We start from the raw sequence: 13,720 nt of genomic DNA on the forward strand, positions 1-13,720 counted from the left end.
CTGCATAGCGTTCACTGAGAGGGGGTATGCGTTGGCGGAGCGCACCGCACGCGCGCTTTCCGATTGCGCGCAGACAGGTGAAGATGACACTGGCTGGGACGTTTCTGTTTCGCGCGGGTTCGGCGAGGGGAAGGTCGACCTGCGCGCATGGACGGCGCTCGCGTGGGAAGCGTCGGACGCGCTTCTGTTCGTGGGCGCGGCGGGCATCGCCGTGCGGGCTATCGCGCCGTATGTCGCCTCGAAGGCAAACGATCCCGCGGTTGTGGCGATCGACGAGGCGGGGCGCTTTGCCGTCCCGCTTTTATCGGGGCATTTGGGCGGTGCGAACGAGCTGGCGCAAACTGTGGCACGCGTGGCAGGGGCCATCCCCGCCATCACCACGGCGACTGACGTCCGCGGCGTGTGGGCGGTGGATACGTGGGCGCGCCGTGTGGGGCTCGCCGTTTCGAATCCCGAGGCCATCAAGCGAGTGTCGGCGCGGCTGCTTTCGGGCGGGCGCGTGGCGCTCTATTCCGACATGCCGATTTCGGGACAGCCGCCTGAGGGGGTTGACATTGCGTCAGACCGCGCTCGGGCCGATATCGTCGTGTCGCCGTTCGCTGGCGCGAACGCAGGTGCGTCCGTTTGCGCGGCGGAGACAACGGGCGAGGTCGTGCTCGCCGGTGAGACGGGGAAGCCGGCGGGCGTGCGGGCGCAGGCGCCTGCGTCCGAGCCGCTTCGCCTTGTCGTGCCCTGCATCGTTGCGGGCATAGGGTGCCGTCGCGGTGCGTGCGCCGAAGCGATCGAGGAGGCGTTTCTTCTCGCGTGCGGGCAGGCGGGTATCTCGCCTTCGGCCGTGCGCAAGGCGGCGACGATCGACGTGAAGGCGCACGAGGAGGGTCTGCTCGCCTTCTGCCGCGCGCGCAATATTCCGCTTGCGACGTATTCCGCAGATGAGTTGTCGCAGGTCGAAGGCAGCGTTTCGCCATCTGATTTCGTGCGCGCGACGGTGGGGGTCGACAACGTGTGCGAGCGCGCGGCGCTCGCGGACGGGGGCAAACTTGTCTTCCCGAAGCTCGCTTACAGCGGCGTGACCGTCGCGTTTTCCAAGGTAACTATCGAACTTTCGTTTAAGGAGCGGTGATGGGAAAGCTCTTCGTGGTGGGGATCGGCCCGGGCGGCCCCGACGGCATGACGATTGCGGCCCGGCGCGCGCTCGAGGCGGCCGACATCGTTGTGGGGTACACGAAATACGTGGAGCTCGCGCTCGCCGCCGTGCCCGACGCGGCGCATCTCGCGACGCCGATGATGCACGAGGTTGAACGGTGCCGCTTGGCGCTTTCGCGCGCGCAGAGCGGAGAAGCCGTGGCGCTCGTGTGCAGCGGTGACGCGGGCGTGTACGGCATGGCGAGCCCCGTGCTGGAGCTTGCGGAGGACTACCCCGATGTAGACGTGGAAGTTATCGCCGGGGCCACCGCGGCTCAGAGCGGGTCGGCGGTGCTCGGCGCCCCGCTTGCCCACGACTTCGCGGTCGTGTCGCTCTCCGACCTGCTCACGCCGTGGGAGGTCATCGAGCGCAGGCTCGCCGCCGTGGCGAGCGCCGACTTCTGCATCTGTTTGTACAACCCGCGCAGCAGAAAGCGCGCCGACAGGCTCTCGCGCGCGGCGAAGATTATGCTCGAATGGAAGGCCCCCGACACGCTCTGCGGCTGGGTACGCAACATCGGGCGCGAGGGGCAGCAGCCGGGCATGTGCAGGCTCTCCGAGCTGGGGGAGATCGACGCCGACATGTTCACCACCGTGTTCGTCGGCAACGCTGACACGAAGCTCGTAGGCGGCCGTATGGTCACGCCGCGCGGGTATCGGGAGATTCCATGCGAAAGGTAACGATCATCGGGGCGGGGCCCGGAAACCCCGACTTGCTCTCGCGCGCGGCGCTCGACGCGATCGACATCGCCGACGTGGTCATCGGCGCTCATCGCGCGCTTGCCGGCATCGACGTGCCGCCCGACGTGGTGAGATGCGAGCTCGTGAAGACGGCGGACATCGTCGCCGCGCTCACCGATGCGGCGTCGTGGCGGCGCGCCGTGGTCGTGATGACGGGCGATGTGGGGCTGTTCAGCGGCGCGCGCCGCCTGGTGGAGGCGCTCTCCGGCGACGCGCAGGTGGACGTGCGCGTTGTTCCCGGCATAAGCTCAGCGTCGTATCTCGCCGCGCGCCTCGCGCGTCCATGGCAGGATTGGCGCTTCGCGAGCGCTCACGGCGTGGCGTGCGACATTGTGGCCGAGGCCGAGCGCTCAGGCGAGCTCTTCCTCGCCACGTCGGGCGGGGAAGACCCTTCGCGGCTTTCGGGCGAGCTTGTGCAGGCGGGCTTCGGGGACGCGCGCGTGACGGTGGCCGAGCGCTTGTCGTACCCCGAGGAGCGCATCACCTGCGCGACCGCAAGTGAAATCGCAGGTCAGACGTTCGACGACTTGAACGTGATGCTTATCGAGTTCGCAGGCGGCGCCGCGAGCTCCCGCTGGCCGTACGCTTCCTCGGGCATTCCCGACGAGCTTTTCATCCGCGGCGACGTTCCCATGACCAAGCAGGAGGTGCGCGCCGTCGCGCTCGCGAAACTGCGCCTTACCGCGACCGACACCGTGTGGGACGTCGGCGCCGGCACGGGGAGCGTGTCGATCGAGGCGGCGCTCGTCGCGCGAGCGGGGTCGGTATGGGCGGTTGAGCGCAACGCGGCCGGCGTGCGGCTCATCCGGGAGAACGTGGCTGCATTCGGGTGCGGCAACGTGCATGCAGTCCCCGGTGTCGCCCCCGAAGCGCTCGCGAAACTGCCCGTCCCCGACGCCGTGTTCGTCGGCGGGAGCGCGGGCGAGCTTCCCTCCATCGTGGAGGCGGCGCTCGAGAAGAACTCGCAGGTTCGTCTGTGCGTGCCATGCGTCACCGTTGAGACGCTCACTGAGGCGTGCGCGCTCCTCTCGGGTTCGCGCTTTAAGGGGTTCGAGGCGTGCCAGGTGTCGGCCGCCCGCGCCGAGGCTGTAGGCTCGCACCATCTCATGAAGGCGCAAAACCCCGTGTTCCTCGTCAGCGCGCGTGGTGCAGGTGGGGAAGGCGGCGCCCGGTGAGCACGACCATCCCGCGCTTCATGGTCGCTGCGCCCTCGAGCGGGAGCGGCAAGACGGTCGTTACGTGCGCGCTCCTGCGCGCGCTCGCGCGCCGCGGCCTTGCATGCGCGGCCTTCAAATGCGGCCCCGACTACATTGATCCGCTCTTTCATCGTCGCGTCGTGGGCGCGCGCTCGGGCAACTTAGACGGCTTCTTCACCGACGCCCCGACGCTGCGCGCCCTGCTCGCACGTGGCGCCGCTGGCGCGGATGTCGCGGTGCTCGAGGGGGTCATGGGCTTCTACGACGGCATGGCGCCCGGCGTGGCCGACGCGAGCAGCTACCAGGTTGCGCGCGACACGGAAACGCCGGTCGTTTTAGTGGCGAACGGGCGCGGCGCGTCTTTATCGCTCGCCGCCGTAATCCGCGGCATCGCCGAGTTCCTGCCTTGTGCGAACGTGCGCGGCGTCGTGCTGAACAAGACGAGCGCCGCTGCCTGCGCCTATGCGGCGCCTGCGATCGAGAAGCACGCGGGCGTCGCGGTTTTGGGGAATATCCCCGCCGACGAGGTGTTCTCGCTCGAAAGCCGGCATCTGGGGCTTGTGACCGCCGACGAGGTGGAGCAGCTCTCCGCGCGCATCGATAAGATGGCCGAGCTGGTGGAAAAGAGCGTCGACGTCGACCGCTTGCTCGAAATAGCGGCGACGGCACCCGATATCCGCGAGGAACCTTACCGGTTGGAGCCGATCGCGGGAGCGCGGCCCATCGTCGCCGTCGCGCGTGACGAGGCGTTCTCGTTCTACTACGAGGAGAACCTGCGCGCGCTCGAGGACCTGGGTTGCGAGCTGGCCTTTTTCAGCCCCCTGTGTGATAGCGAGTTGCCCCGGGGGACAAGCGCCCTCTATCTGGGAGGCGGCTACCCGGAGCTCCATGCGCGGCAGCTCTCCGAGAACGCGCCGATGCGCGAGGCGGTGCGGCGTGCGGTGGAATCCGGCGTGCCGACGGTCGCCGAATGCGGTGGGTTTCTGTACCTGCAGCGCGAAATCGCCGATAGCGAGGGGCGGCGTTGGCCTGTTGCGGGCGCCCTTGAGGGCGCAAGCGAGAACGGGGGAAGGCTGTCCCATTTCGGGTACGTGGATCTCACTTCCCAACGCGACGGGCTCTACGGGCCGCGCGGCACACGCATCCGCGCACACGAGTTCCACTACTGGCAGTCCACCTGCCCGGGCGGCGACTTCTGGGCGCAGAAGCCCCGGCGCGACAAAGGCTGGCCGTGCATGACGACTACCCCGTCCCTGGTTGTGGGCTTCCCGCATGTGTACTATCCTGCGAACCCCGACGTTGCGCGCGCGTTCGCGTCTGCCGCAGCGTCGTTCGCAGAGAGGAGACGGCATGGCTGAAGCAACCGAAACCGCGCTTGCCTGCATCCGCGAGGAAGTCGAGCGCGCGTTCTCGTCGGCTCCGGGCGCCGTGCTCGAAGCCGCGCTCTCCCGGATCGCGCCCGCAGACGAGTGCGCCCGCGCCGCCGCGTACGCCGCGTGGGACTCCATCGCGCACCCCTTGGGGGGATTGGGCGACTTTGAAGACGCCGTCGCGCGTATCGCCGCAGCTCAGGGGAGCGCCGAGGTGGCCGAGTTTCCCCGTGCGCTCGCAGTATTCTTCTCCGACAACGGGGTCGTTGCCGAAGGCGTGTCGCAAAGCGGGCAAGACGTGACGCGAGCCGTCGCGCGCAACATGTGCGAGGGGGCCACGAGCGCCTGCCGCATGGCGGCGTTCGCGGGTGCCGAGGTCGTGCCCGTCGACGTTGGTATGGCCCGGAGCATAGAAGACGCGCGCATGGTGCGCGCGAACGTGCGGCGGGGGAGCGGCAACATCGCGCACGGGTTCGCTATGTCTCGCGATGAGGCCGTGCGCGCGATCGAGGTCGGAATCGCCGTCGCGTGCGGGCTTGCCCGCGCCGGCGTACGCCTTCTCGCCGCGGGCGAGATGGGCATCGGCAACACGACCACCTCGGCGGCGGTGGCCGCAGTGCTCATCCGGGCGGACGTGCGGAGCCTCGTCGGGCGCGGCGCGGGGCTCTCGGACGCCTCGCTCGCGCGCAAGCGCGACGTTGTCGAGCGCGCTATCGACGCGAACTCGCCCGATCCCGCCGACCCGATCGACGTGCTCTCGAAGGTGGGCGGCTTCGACATCGCAGCGATGTGCGGCTTCTATCTGGGGGCCGCGGCCTCGAAGGCGCCGGCGCTCCTCGACGGGGTCATATCCTGCACGGCGGCCCTGTGCGCGGCGCGCCTGTGCCCCAATGCCTTGGGCTACTTCGTGGGCACCCACGCATCAAGCGAACCCGCAAGCCAGGAGCTCCTTCGCGAGCTCGGCATTAAGGCACCCCTCGACGCGGGCATGCACTTGGGCGAGGGCGCGGGCGCCATGGCGTATCTGCCCCTTCTGGATTCGGCGCTGCGCGTGTACCGGGATGGGAAGACGTTCACGGCGACTGGCATGGCTGCTTACGAGCATTTCGAGGCTGGGAAATGACGGTGACGTTCGTTATCGGCGCCGCAGCGAGCGGCAAGAGCGCCTATGCCGAGTCCCTGTGCCTCGGGCACGACGGCCCCCGCGTGTACATGGCAACGATGGAGCCCTTCGGGGAAGAGGGCGCCCGCCGCATCGCGCGCCATCGGGCGCTGCGCGAGGGCAAGGGGTTTTCCACCCTCGAGCGCACGCGTGACGTGGGCGCCGCAGTGCCCGGGCTTCCGCGCGGCTGCACGCTTCTTTTGGAGGACGTGGGCAACCTGGTTGCAAACGAGCTTTTCGCGGAAGGCGGCTTGTCCCCACGTGACCCCGACGCTGTGGCGCGCGAGGTGCTCGGAGGCATTGAACGGCTCGCTCAGGCCGCTGCGTATACGGTGGTGGTCACCGTCGACGTGTTCGCCGATGGGATGCGCTACGATGAGGGGACCGAGGTATGGAGGCGCGCGGTCGCGCGCGTGAACGCGGGCGTGGCGGCGCTGGCCGATCGTGCAGTCGAAGTGGTATGCGGGATTCCCGTGTGGATGAAAGGCGAAGGACCTACAAGGTGAAGATAGCAGAGGCAATCGGCGCGGCGTTCGGAACGTTCTCGCGCATCCCCGTCCCGAAATCGGCCTGGACCGATTTCGGATCAACCCATGCGCTTGCCGCGTTTCCCCTGGTGGGCCTTGCAGAAGGCTTCCTCATGACGGCGTGGGGGTACGTGGCGAACCTGCTCGGCGTGCCCGCGACCATCGTCGCGGCCGTGCTCGCGGCGCTGCCTGTGGCGGTGACGGGAGGCATCCACCTAGACGGGCTCTGCGACACCTCCGATGCGCTTGCAAGTTGGGCCCCGCGCGAGCGAAAGCTCGAGATTATGCACGACCCGCGGGCGGGCGCCTTCGGGGTCATCGGTGTTGTTGTGTACCTTATTCTGCAGTTTTCCCTGTTCACCGCGCTGCCGCTTACGGCGGGGGCGTTCCTTGCGCTTCTGTGCTCGCTCGTGTTCTCCCGCGCGCTTTCGGGGCTCGCCGTAGAATGCTGGCCTGCCGCGCGGGCGGACGGCATGGCCGCGGGACTCTCGCCTGCTAAGAAGCGCGCGGCGATCGTCGTGCCGCTTTGCGCTTTCGCTGCGGCTTCGGCTGCAGGGATGGTCGCGTGCGCTCAGGCCGTCGGCGCCCTTATGGCGGTGGCGGGGCTTTTGGCGCTCGCGTGGTACCGTCATGTTGCCCTGTCCCGCTTCGGCGGGGTGACGGGGGATTTGGCCGGATGGTTTCTGCAATGGGCCGAGCTCGCGATGCTTGCCATGCTGGTGGCGGGGGGTATGCTCCTATGATTCTCGTGGTAGGCGGCGCGCATTCGGGGAAGAGGACCTTCGTGCGCGAAAAGCTCGGGTTCGCGGCGGACGATTTCGTCGACGCGGCGCAGCTTGCGGAGGGCGGCGTGCCCGCGGCTTTTGCCGGCCGCGTCGCGTACCATGCTGAGGAACTCGTACGCGCGCTCGACGCTGACCGGGCGCTCGAGCGGCTGATCGGCTTCGACGCAGTGATTCTGTCCTTGGTCGGCTCGGGGGTCGTCCCTATGCATGCGGAAGACGCCCAATGGCGCGAGCGCGCGGGGCGCCTGGGATGCGCGCTCGCTGCGCGCGCCGACGTCGTCGTGCGCATGACGTGCGGGATTCCCCAGGTCATCAAAGGAAACCTTGCCGATGCGCCTCGAGGGACGCAGGGCGCGGGCGCGCCTTTGGAAGTCGTCTTCGTGCGCCATGGTGCCACGGCGGGCACGGAAGACCATCGCTACAGCGGGGCGGGTACCGACGAGCCCCTGTCGAGCGCGGGCGAGCGCGCTTTGCGCGACCTCGCGTGCGATCGTGACGTGTTCCGTGTTATCACGAGCGGCATGGCCCGCACCGACCAGACGGCGCGCATCCTCTTCCCGAACGCGGAGCTTATGGCGTGCCCCGGTCTGCGCGAGATGGATTTCGGTGACTTCGAGGGGCGAAGCGCCGCCGAGCTTAAAGAGGATGCGCACTACCGCGCCTGGGTAGACTCTTGGTGCGAGACGCGCTGCCCGCATGGCGAGGGCAAGAGCGATTTCACCCGCCGCGTCGTCGCGGCGTTTCGGGAGGCGTGCGAATCGGAGCGCGCCCAGGGGAGTGGGCGCGCCGTCTTCGTCGTTCACGCGGGTACCGTGAAAGCGCTGCTCTCCGAGCTAGCTGTCCCGAAAATGGGATATTTCGACGTGCATACCGAGCCGGGCGGCGCATGGGCCGCCACCTGGGATGGGCGCTGCCTTCGCGACGTTCGCCCCGCTTCGGGGGGCGATGGCCGGTGATGACGATTCTTGCCGTCGCCGCCGGGTTCGCGGCCGACCTTGCCTTCGGCGACCCGCGCTGGCTTCCCCATCCCGTCGTCGCCATGGGGCGCGCGATTACGTGGGCCGAAGGCCGCCTGCGGGGCGCATTCCCGCAAACGTCCGCGGGCACGCGCGCCGCAGGGCTTGTGCTCGCCGTGGCGCTTCCGCTTGCGTGTGGGCTTTTGACCTGGGGAATCCTGCATCTTTGCGGCATGGTTCACCCCGGCTTGCGCTTCGTGGCCGAGGCATGGGCGAGCTATCAGATTTTCGCGGCATGCGAGCTGCGCCGCCAGAGCCTGGCCGTGGCCCGCGCGTTCTCGAAGGGCGGCCTTGTCGCGGCTCGCGAAGCCGTCGGGCTCATCGTGGGACGCGACACGTCTGTTCTCGACGAGCAGGGCGTTGCGCGCGCCGCCGTGGAAACGGTGGCGGAGAACGCGAGCGACGGCGTCATCGCGCCGCTTTTCTACCTTATGATCGGGGGTGCGCCCTTGGGCATGGCGTACAAGGCGGTGAACACGCTCGACAGCATGGTGGGCTACAAAAACGAGCGCTACATCGACTTCGGCTGCGCCTCGGCGCGCCTCGACGATGCGGTGAACTGGATTCCCTCGCGCTTATCGGCCCTGCTCATGATCACCGTGTGCCCGATCGTCGGGCTCGACGCGCGCGGGGCGGCGCGCATCTGGCGCCGCGACAGGCGTCGCCATGCGAGCCCGAACGCGGCGCAGACCGAGTCGGCGTGCGCGGGCGCGCTCGGGCTGCGCCTGGCAGGACCCGCGGTGTATTTCGGCAAGCTCGTTGAGAAACCGACGATAGGCGACGCGTCCCGTGATATCGAGTGGGGCGACATCGCCCGGGCGACAAGGCTCATGCTCGCCGCGTCCGTATGCGCGCTCGTCGTCTTCGGCGTCGCGCGCGCGGCAGTCGTGCTCGCCGTGGGGGCGATGGTATGAGGGAAGACCACGCCGCGCCCCGGACTGCCGGGGGAATCCTGCGCGCCCGTACGCATGGGGGCAGCTCGCAATCGCTCGGCATCGCTTGCGAAGGGGGCGCCTCCGACCTCATCGACTTCTCGGTGAACGTGAATCCGGCAGGCCCCTCGCCGCGCGCCGTCGCCGCAGCTTGCAAGGCGCTTTCTCGAATCGACGCCTACCCCGATAGGGAAAGCCTCGCCCTCGTTCGCGCTCTAGCGCGCACCCAGGGCATTTCCGAAGATACTATCGTCTGCGGCGCGGGCGCGTCCGACATCATCTGGCGGCTCGCTGCGGCGGTGCGCCCGAAACGCATCGTCGTGTGCGCGCCGACGTTCTCTGAATATGCGGAGGCGGCATCGTACTACGGCGCATGCGTGCAGGAGTTCCCGCTCTCCGAAGCGGATGACTTCGACGTGCCCGCCTCCTTCGCCCGCGCGATCGAGGGGCCGGGAGACGTGGCGTACCTCTGCAATCCGAACAACCCGACGGGGCGCCTCGTCGACCCCCGCGTGATCGATGCCGCGGCTTGCCGCTGCGAGCAGGTGGGCGCGCTGCTCGTCGTGGACGAGTGCTTCCTCGGATTTGCGCCCGACGCCCGCGAAAGGAGCGTGGCCGCACGTGCCGCGTGTTCGCACCATGTGGCCGTGCTCTCCGCGTTCACCAAGCTCTACGGAATGGCAGGGTTGCGGTTGGGGTATCTGATCAGCGGAAACGCCCAACTCATCGAGGGGATTCGCCGGGCGGGGCAGGCGTGGCCCGTCTCCTCGGTCGCCGAAGCCGCGGGCATCGCCGCCCTGGAAGACGTCGAATACGTCTCGCGCACGCGCGATGTATTGGCGGGCGAGCGAGCGTGGCTTTCCCACGAGCTCTCCTCGCTCGGGCTTTCCGTCGTGCCGTCGGATGCGAACTTCCTTTTAGTCCGCACGCCGGCGAAAGACATCCCCGAGCGCCTGTATAAACAGGGGGTTTTGGTCCGCACGTGCGACTCGTTTTCGGTACTGTCCCGTTTCTGGTGCCGCGTCGCGGTGCGCACGCGCAAGGAGAACGCCCGGCTTGCGATGGCGTTCAGCCGCGCGCTTCGGGCGGAAGGCGCATCGGGCGAAGGCGAACCCGACGAACGGGGCGGCGCTTCTTGCAGCGGCGCTATGGCGGGCGCGGACGGCCGAGGCTCGGCGAAGGAGGTCGATACCCGTGGGTAGGGCGAAGCCCATCATGATCCAGGGCACCATGTCGAACGCGGGGAAGAGCCTGCTTGCGGCGGGGCTGTGCCGTGTGCTTTCGCAGGACGGCCTGCGCGTGGCTCCCTTCAAGAGCCAGAACATGGCGCTCAACAGCGGTGTCACGGCCGACGGGCTCGAGATGGGGCGCGCTCAGATCATGCAGGCCGAGGCGTGCGGCATCGCGCCCGACGTGCGCATGAACCCCATCCTGCTCAAGCCCGAAAGCGATCACCGAAGCCAGCTCATCGTGGCCGGCAAGGCGCAGGGAGCCTTCGCTGCGAGGGACTACTTCGCGCGAAAGAAGGCGCTCATGCCGCAGATTTTGGAGGCGTTCGATTCGCTCGCGGAGGAAAACGACGTCATCGTCATCGAGGGCGCCGGCAGTCCCGTCGAAATCAACCTTGCCGAAAACGACATCGTCAACATGGGGCTCGCGCGCGCCGTGTCCTCCCCCGTGCTGCTCGCGGGCGACATCGACCCAGGCGGGGTGTTTGCCCAGCTCTACGGCACAGTCGCGCTCCTTGCGCCCGAGGACCGCGCGCTTTTGCGGGGGCTTGTGGTGAACAAGTTCCGCGGCGATGTGGAAATCCTGCGCCCGGGTTTGGCTCCGCTCGAGAAAATGTGCGGGGTTCCCGTCGTGGGGGTCGTGCCGTATCTTACGCTCGACCTGGACGACGAGGACTCGCTCGCGCCGCGCCTAACTGCCCGCGAGGCGCGCGGCGTCATCGACGTCGCCGTCGTGCGCCTTCCGCATCTGTCGAACTTCACCGACTTCGACCCGCTTTCGCGCGTGCCCGGCATGGGCGTGCGCTACGTTTCCTCGACGACCGATCTGGGCCGACCCGACCTGGTGGTGCTTCCCGGCTCGAAGTCCACGGTCGACGACGCGCGCTGGCTTGCGGCTAGCGGCATCGGAGCCTGTGTACGCGCGCTTTCGGGCGCGGGCACGCCGGTGCTCGGCATATGCGGAGGCTACCAGCTTTTGGGAGACGAGCTTTCGGACCCGCACGGCAGGGAAGGCGCTGGCACCGCGCGCGGGCTCGGACTCATCCCTGCAAGTACGGTGTTCAAGGAGGAAAAGCGCCTCGCCCAGTCGGAGCTGCGCATCACGGGCGCCCAAGGCGCGTTCTCGGTGTGGAACGGCATGACGGCGCGTGGGTACGAGATTCACGACGGCGAAACGACCGTCTCCTGCGCCCCTGCGGGCACGATTGGCGGCAAACCAGAAGGCGCGGCCTGCGGAAACGTGTTCGGAACCTATCTCCACGGCCTGTTCGACGAACCGGGGGTGGCACTCGCCCTCGCGCGCTCGCTCGCGCGCATGCGCGGCCTGCCCGAGAGCGTCGTGGGTGCTGAGGGCGCGGTGTCCGCGGCCGATCACCGTGCGCGCGAGTTCGACCGCCTGGCCGACTCCGTGCGCGGGGCGCTCGACATGGAGTATGTCTACCGCACTATCGAGGAGGGCGTATGATCCACGTGTATCATGGCGACGGCAAAGGCAAGACCACGGCGGCGATGGGCCTCGCCCTTCGCATGCTCGCCGCAGGCCGCCGCGTCGTCGTTGTGCAGTTCCTGAAAGACGGCGAAAGCGGGGAGGCGCGCCTGCTCGCCGAGCGTTTCGGCGTGCCCGTGTTCGCGGGGAAGGCGTCGGATAAGTTTACCTGGTCCATGACGTCGGAAGAACTTGCCGCGACGCGCGAGTTGCACGATGGGAACCTCGCTTCCGCGCTCGCCGAGCTCGAGGGCGCGCAGGAGGGGCTGCTCGTGCTCGACGAGGCGCTCGACGCGCTTTCGAAGGGGCTTGTCGACGAGGCGCTCGTGGACCGCGCGCTCGATATGTCCGCGCGCGGCGTCGAAGTAGCGCTCACCGGGCGCGCGCCTTCCCGCAAGATCGTGGAGAAGGCCGACTACATAACCGAGATGCGGTGCGAGAAACACCCCTACGAGCAGGGGATATGTGCAAGGGAAGGAGTGGAGTACTAGATGGATTCCAAGGAGATGGCGCCCGGCGACATCGAGCGGCGCAGCTTTGAAATCATCACCGAAGAGCTCGGCGGCCGCACGTTCCCGCCGCTCGAAGAGCCCGTCGTGAAGCGCGTCATCCACACCACTGCCGACTTCTCGTACGCCGATTCCCTCGTGTTCACCCATGACGCCGCGCACTGTGCGCTCGACGCACTGCGCGCAGGGGCCACGGTGCTCACCGACACGAACATGGCGCTCGCAGGCATAAGCAAGCCCGCGCTCGCGAAGATCGGCTGCCAGGCCGTGTGCTACATGGCCGACCCGGATGTCGCCGCAACGGCGCGCGCCGCGGGCACGACTCGCGCCGTTGCGAGCATGGACAAAGCTTGCGGCATCGAGGGTCCGCTCATCGTGGCCGTCGGCAACGCTCCCACAGCACTTCTGCGCCTCGCCGAGCTCATGGACGCGGGGAAGATCGCGCCCGCGCTCGTCGTTGGGGTGCCGGTTGGGTTTGTGAACGTGGTCGAGGCGAAAGAGGAGCTACTCGCGCGACGCGTGCCGGCCATCGTCGCGAGGGGTCGCAAGGGCGGCTCGACCGTGGCGGCCGCCATTATGAACGCGCTGCTCTACCAGATCACGCGCCCAGGCGGCCCGAAGTGACGGCCCCCGCATCCGCGCCGGCGCTGCGCATCTTCGCCGGCACCACCGAGGGCCGCCTCCTGTGCGAATGGGCGAGCGGGGCGGGAATCCCCGCCCGTGCCTACGCGGCAACCGAGTACGGAGGCGAGCTTTTGGGCGAGCTTCCGGGCATCGAGGTGCATGCGGGCAGGCTCGACGAGGCCGACATGGAGCGTGAGCTTTCCGGCGCGCGCATCGTCGTCGACGCCACGCACCCCTTCGCTACGCTCGCAAGCGGCAACATCCGGGCCGCTTCGCTCGCCGTGGGTGCACGATGCCTGCGCCTTACGCGCCCGGTCGAGGCGCTGCCCAAAGGCGTCGTGTCGGTCGCGTCGATCGCCTGCGCGGCGCGCTTTCTCTCCGAGAACCCGGGTCGCGCGCTTCTCACGACGGGGAGCAAGGAGCTTGCTCCCTACACGCGCGTCGCCGATTTCGCGGAGCGCTTCTTCGTGCGTGTGCTCCCTCTGCCCGGTGCTATAACGAAGTGCATCGACGCGGGGTTTTCGCCGTCGCACGTCATCGGCATGCAGGGGCCCTTCACCCGCGAGCTCAACGAGGCGATGCTTCGGCAGGTGGGCGCCCAGTGGCTTGTGACCAAGGACTCGGGAACCGTAGGCGGCACGGCCGAGAAGATCGCCTCCGCGCGCGACGTGGGAGCGCGCTGTATCGTGGTCGCCCGTCCCGCCGAGGGAGGCGGGGCCCTTTCGCTTAGGGAAGTGGAAGACGCGCTCTTACGGGAGTTCGCGCGCTAGGCGCTCGCCGCGCATGCGTGCCCTCCCGCCTGCGAGGAGGAGCGCCCCGAGCAAGCTCGACCCGTACAAGCCTGTCATCCGCCAATCGCTCGAGGACGACGCACGGAACTGGCGCAAGCAGCCCTTCAATAAGTTGCGGTGAAATAGCGTCTGTTTTTGCTGCTTAATAGCATATTCAGTCCCTAATT

At 68.3% G+C, this 13,720-nt stretch carries 14 protein-coding genes; all 14 read left to right on the top strand.

The features are described from left to right. The first annotated feature begins 31 nt into the window (after positions 1–31). The 14 genes from AAA069_RS07355 to cobK are packed head-to-tail and all read left to right on the top strand — an operon-like array spanning position 32 to position 13,532. The gene (locus tag AAA069_RS07355) at positions 32–1,123 is read left to right on the top strand and encodes a cobalamin biosynthesis protein (protein WP_349127971.1); all 1,092 of its coding nucleotides are present in this window, start codon (positions 32–34) and stop codon (positions 1,121–1,123) included. Then, positions 1,123–1,866, top strand: coding sequence for a precorrin-3B C(17)-methyltransferase (gene cobJ, locus AAA069_RS07360; protein WP_349127972.1), 744 nt, complete (start codon positions 1,123–1,125; stop codon positions 1,864–1,866). The genes AAA069_RS07355 and cobJ overlap by 1 nt, the downstream gene beginning before the upstream one ends. Next, a complete protein-coding gene (gene cbiE / locus AAA069_RS07365) occupies positions 1,854–3,101 on the top strand; it encodes a precorrin-6y C5,15-methyltransferase (decarboxylating) subunit CbiE (protein WP_349127973.1) in 1,248 nt (415 codons plus the stop codon). The genes cobJ and cbiE overlap by 13 nt, the downstream gene beginning before the upstream one ends. Beyond that, positions 3,098–4,480 (top strand): cobyrinate a,c-diamide synthase, encoded by a 1,383-nt coding sequence (locus AAA069_RS07370; protein WP_349127974.1) that lies wholly within the window; start codon positions 3,098–3,100, stop codon positions 4,478–4,480. The genes cbiE and AAA069_RS07370 overlap by 4 nt, the downstream gene beginning before the upstream one ends. Further along, positions 4,395–5,615, top strand: a complete 1,221-nt coding sequence (gene cobT, locus AAA069_RS07375) for a nicotinate-nucleotide--dimethylbenzimidazole phosphoribosyltransferase (RefSeq protein WP_349127975.1) — start codon at positions 4,395–4,397, stop codon at positions 5,613–5,615. The genes AAA069_RS07370 and cobT overlap by 86 nt, the downstream gene beginning before the upstream one ends. Before the next feature lie 2 nt (positions 5,616–5,617). Then, entirely contained in the window at positions 5,618–6,160 is a 543-nt protein-coding gene (locus AAA069_RS07380; RefSeq protein ID WP_349127976.1) for a bifunctional adenosylcobinamide kinase/adenosylcobinamide-phosphate guanylyltransferase, read from the top strand. Further along, positions 6,115–6,924, top strand: coding sequence for an adenosylcobinamide-GDP ribazoletransferase (locus AAA069_RS07385; protein ID WP_349127977.1), 810 nt, complete (start codon positions 6,115–6,117; stop codon positions 6,922–6,924). Before AAA069_RS07380 ends, AAA069_RS07385 begins: the two co-directional genes overlap by 46 nt. Then, entirely contained in the window at positions 6,921–7,922 is a 1,002-nt protein-coding gene (locus AAA069_RS07390) for a histidine phosphatase family protein (protein WP_349127978.1), read from the top strand. The genes AAA069_RS07385 and AAA069_RS07390 overlap by 4 nt, the downstream gene beginning before the upstream one ends. Further along, positions 7,922–8,896, top strand: coding sequence for an adenosylcobinamide-phosphate synthase CbiB (gene cbiB, locus AAA069_RS07395; RefSeq protein ID WP_349127979.1), 975 nt, complete (start codon positions 7,922–7,924; stop codon positions 8,894–8,896). Before AAA069_RS07390 ends, cbiB begins: the two co-directional genes overlap by 1 nt. Next, positions 8,893–10,116, top strand: a complete 1,224-nt coding sequence (locus tag AAA069_RS07400) for a histidinol-phosphate transaminase (protein ID WP_349127980.1) — start codon at positions 8,893–8,895, stop codon at positions 10,114–10,116. Before cbiB ends, AAA069_RS07400 begins: the two co-directional genes overlap by 4 nt. Then, complete coding sequence (locus AAA069_RS07405) at positions 10,109–11,608, top strand: cobyric acid synthase (RefSeq protein ID WP_349127981.1); 1,500 nt, start codon at positions 10,109–10,111, stop codon at positions 11,606–11,608. Before AAA069_RS07400 ends, AAA069_RS07405 begins: the two co-directional genes overlap by 8 nt. Next, positions 11,605–12,120 (top strand): cob(I)yrinic acid a,c-diamide adenosyltransferase, encoded by a 516-nt coding sequence (locus AAA069_RS07410; protein ID WP_349127982.1) that lies wholly within the window; start codon positions 11,605–11,607, stop codon positions 12,118–12,120. Before AAA069_RS07405 ends, AAA069_RS07410 begins: the two co-directional genes overlap by 4 nt. Continuing rightward, complete coding sequence (locus tag AAA069_RS07415) at positions 12,121–12,762, top strand: precorrin-8X methylmutase (protein ID WP_195233206.1); 642 nt, start codon at positions 12,121–12,123, stop codon at positions 12,760–12,762. Further along, complete coding sequence (gene cobK / locus AAA069_RS07420; protein WP_055286487.1) at positions 12,759–13,532, top strand: precorrin-6A reductase; 774 nt, start codon at positions 12,759–12,761, stop codon at positions 13,530–13,532. Before AAA069_RS07415 ends, cobK begins: the two co-directional genes overlap by 4 nt. Positions 13,533–13,720 lie beyond the last annotated feature (188 nt).

The sequence above is a fragment of the Collinsella sp. CLA-SR-H006 genome, assembly GCF_040097075.1.
In the GTDB taxonomy this organism is placed as follows: Bacteria; Actinomycetota; Coriobacteriia; order Coriobacteriales; family Coriobacteriaceae; genus Collinsella.

Coding starts and splice junctions, on each gene's coding strand:
- cobT (WP_349127975.1), top strand. CDS start 4,395: ATGTGTACTATCCTGCGAACCCCGACGTTGCGCGCGCGTTCGCGTCTG.
- AAA069_RS07385 (WP_349127977.1), top strand. CDS start 6,115: ATGCGGGATTCCCGTGTGGATGAAAGGCGAAGGACCTACAAGGTGAAG.
- AAA069_RS07410 (WP_349127982.1), top strand. CDS start 11,605: ATGATCCACGTGTATCATGGCGACGGCAAAGGCAAGACCACGGCGGCG.
- cbiB (WP_349127979.1), top strand. CDS start 7,922: ATGACGATTCTTGCCGTCGCCGCCGGGTTCGCGGCCGACCTTGCCTTC.
- AAA069_RS07400 (WP_349127980.1), top strand. CDS start 8,893: ATGAGGGAAGACCACGCCGCGCCCCGGACTGCCGGGGGAATCCTGCGC.
- cbiE (WP_349127973.1), top strand. CDS start 1,854: ATGCGAAAGGTAACGATCATCGGGGCGGGGCCCGGAAACCCCGACTTG.
- AAA069_RS07415 (WP_195233206.1), top strand. CDS start 12,121: ATGGATTCCAAGGAGATGGCGCCCGGCGACATCGAGCGGCGCAGCTTT.
- cobJ (WP_349127972.1), top strand. CDS start 1,123: ATGGGAAAGCTCTTCGTGGTGGGGATCGGCCCGGGCGGCCCCGACGGC.
- AAA069_RS07390 (WP_349127978.1), top strand. CDS start 6,921: ATGATTCTCGTGGTAGGCGGCGCGCATTCGGGGAAGAGGACCTTCGTG.